Source organism: Sulfurimonas sp., assembly GCF_028694895.1.
Taxonomy (GTDB): domain Bacteria; phylum Campylobacterota; class Campylobacteria; order Campylobacterales; family Sulfurimonadaceae; genus Sulfurimonas.
Genome location: NZ_JAQVKA010000159.1, coordinates 1 through 2,527, shown reverse-complemented (window position 1 = coordinate 2,527; position 2,527 = coordinate 1). Strand labels below are relative to the sequence as shown.

Below are 2,527 nucleotides of genomic sequence, written 5' to 3'. Positions count from 1 at the left end.
ATTTGAACTATAAGCTTTTCGCAGATTCGGTAGCCGTGCTTCTTTGCTTGAGTTAAAAATAGCTCAACTTCATCTTTTGTGGTATGTTTTTTCTTCATATTTAGATACAACACACCCAAAAGTCCCAATATCTTTACATCTAAGTTCAAAGCTATCTTTCGACCTTTTTTTTCATCTATGATAAGTGGTAAATTCTTTTTTATTGCTAAAGATATCGCTTCACTTTCCCCTTCATCTAAAAGCATCATAAGCTCTAAAAGTTGTTCATTTTGCTCTGCTTTTACAACTTCTATAAACGCAGGAAGTACAAACTCTTTTTTGTGGCTTATCTCTTCATAGACTACTTGAGGAATATATACTTTTTCAAAAATATTTTCAAGATAATGCAGGCTTTGCAAATCACTTAGTATGATAAGCGTAGTGCTATCACTCACAACAACCATTAAAGAAATTTTTCCACTGTTTTTAAATCATCTTCAAAATCATATGCAACCACATCAATCCCCATCATCGACAAAAGATGCATCGCTTTTTGTTTGGAAATATCGAGTGATTTAGCAAGTTGTCCTAAACTTATGTTGCCATCTTTATACCCATCTATCAATAGTGATGTTTTAAGACCATTTGAGACAATAGCATCATCAAAAGAGATAGCAATTCCTATAGGATTACTTCTTTTGGTAATCATCGTATAGTGTTTTGCTTCTAAAGCTTTTGTTAAAATTGCAGGATTAGTTTGCAAGTCTTTTATACCTATCGTTTGCATGAGACATCCTTATACTTACTTTTGATAGTATTATACTCTATTTTTCTTTATAATCTCTTCCATATCGTTGATAAATTCCTCTTTTGCATCTGCATCCATAGGATTTTCTCTAGCTCTTTGGATTTTGTCTTCTATCCAAACAGCCACTCTATGTGTCACATTTTCAAGCACTCTTTGCTTTACAAATGGTGGATAATCATCTAGTAAAAGAACAAAACGCTCCATTTCAATTGTTTTAAGAAACTCTTGTATCTGTTCATCACTGCTGTTTTTAAAAAATGCTTCTACGATGCTGTTCTCTTCTATTTTATCTTGCGTTGATTCATAATACAAATCTTCCATATCTATTTTATAATTTAAAACTATGAGTCTGTTTTTTACACCCTTTTGCTTGAAGATTTTATTATCTAGCGGTTTATATGTAGCTAGGGTATGATTGATAAGCTCTTTTAGATTCATAATCTTCTCATAGCTTAGCACTTTGTAAAATCGTGGTAAATCCTCAAAAAACTCCAAAAATCTATTGGCACTCTCTACACTTACATTTTTAAGTGCAACTGATTTCATCATCTCTTTCAAAGCATATTCACAAGCATCGCTGTTTGCTGGATACCACTCAAAAAGGGTATAAACTACCTCTATAAGATTTGAGATATAGTGTTCCTCATTTTCTTCACAAATACCTGCATACATAAGTGTCAAAAAGTTGATAAGTTTTTTATTGTTTTCAAGCTTTTTGGTTTGGCTCACTGAAATCTCTAAAGGTGGCACCAAGTCATTTTTTATCATCTCACCTGTAAACCAGTTGATAGAGTCTTGTTTGGTTTGTGTTAGACTTGCTATTCTATTGAGTGTCGCTATCAAAGCACCAAATCTAGTAGCTAAATGCTTAAATATCTTTTGATGATATTCACTCTTTTCATCATAAAAATCACGAAATAATGTTAACACTTGCTCAAAATACTCTGGAATATACTTCATCTCATCCCAAATGATATTTGAAAGTGTCACTTCAAATCGTGCATCTTTTTCATCTTGATACTCTTTGAAATAATCATAAGTTCTAAACATCCTAAAAGTGATAGTTTTGATATAAAACTCTTTTGCATAGTTTATAGCTAGTGGCATCTGCAAAGTGGCTCTTGCTCTTTGGGTGTCCGTTATCTCATCCTTATTTATACTTTCCATAGCCTTTTCAAACTGCTCTTTGGAAGATGCTTCCGCCCCATTTTCAAGCTTTACCACTTTGTCATTATAGTCATAAAATCTTTGCAGTTCTACATCGCTTAAGGTACTCAGCCATGTAAAAAGTAAGCCGTTATCAGTTTGTGATACAAGTTCATTGAACTCTTCGCTATCAAGCTTTATAAGCTCATCCACGGTGTTGTTTAAAAAGTCCACATCATCATATTGGGCATTTTTTATCTTGAGATAGTTTGGCACTACTCTTGGGTCATCAGGAAGATTTCCACGCACTAGCAAATCTTCAAAACAATTTATTTTCTCTTTTGAAAACATGACATTATTTAAAGCTTTACCTACCACTTCATCCAGTATTCTACTTGCATTTTGCTCCACATACTCCCAACTACTAAAACTAAGCGAACCTTTTATAAAATAGTCTGTTCCAGCAAAACGATAAGACTCTTTGAGTGTTTCAACATTTTTGGTATTTTTTGCTATCTCTTTAAGTTCTTCATGAAGGTTTGATTGTATATACTCTATCGCTTCATCAAAAGTATTAAAGCTTTTATCAAAATG

General features: G+C 32.8%; 3 protein-coding genes. All 3 read right to left on the bottom strand.

Annotation, left to right across the window (positions count from 1 at the left end; genetic code table 11):
• Positions 1-443, bottom strand: a 443-nt coding sequence (locus PHI38_RS10265) for a hypothetical protein (protein ID WP_299855796.1), incomplete at its 3' end; no start/stop codon positions are given.
• The gene (locus PHI38_RS10260; protein WP_299855794.1) at positions 443-766 is read right to left on the bottom strand and encodes a UPF0175 family protein; all 324 of its coding nucleotides are present in this window, start codon (positions 764-766) and stop codon (positions 443-445) included. The genes PHI38_RS10260 and PHI38_RS10265, both read right to left, overlap by 1 nt.
• A gap of 30 nt (positions 767-796) precedes the next feature.
• Positions 797-2,527: hypothetical protein (locus PHI38_RS10255; protein WP_299855792.1), on the bottom strand; the 1,731-nt coding region annotated here is incomplete at its 5' end.

What these genes read in the sequence shown, in the direction of transcription:
- PHI38_RS10260 (WP_299855794.1), bottom strand. Translation starts at nt 766, where the DNA reads ATGCAAACGATAGGTATAAAAGACTTGCAAACTAATCCTGCAATTTTA.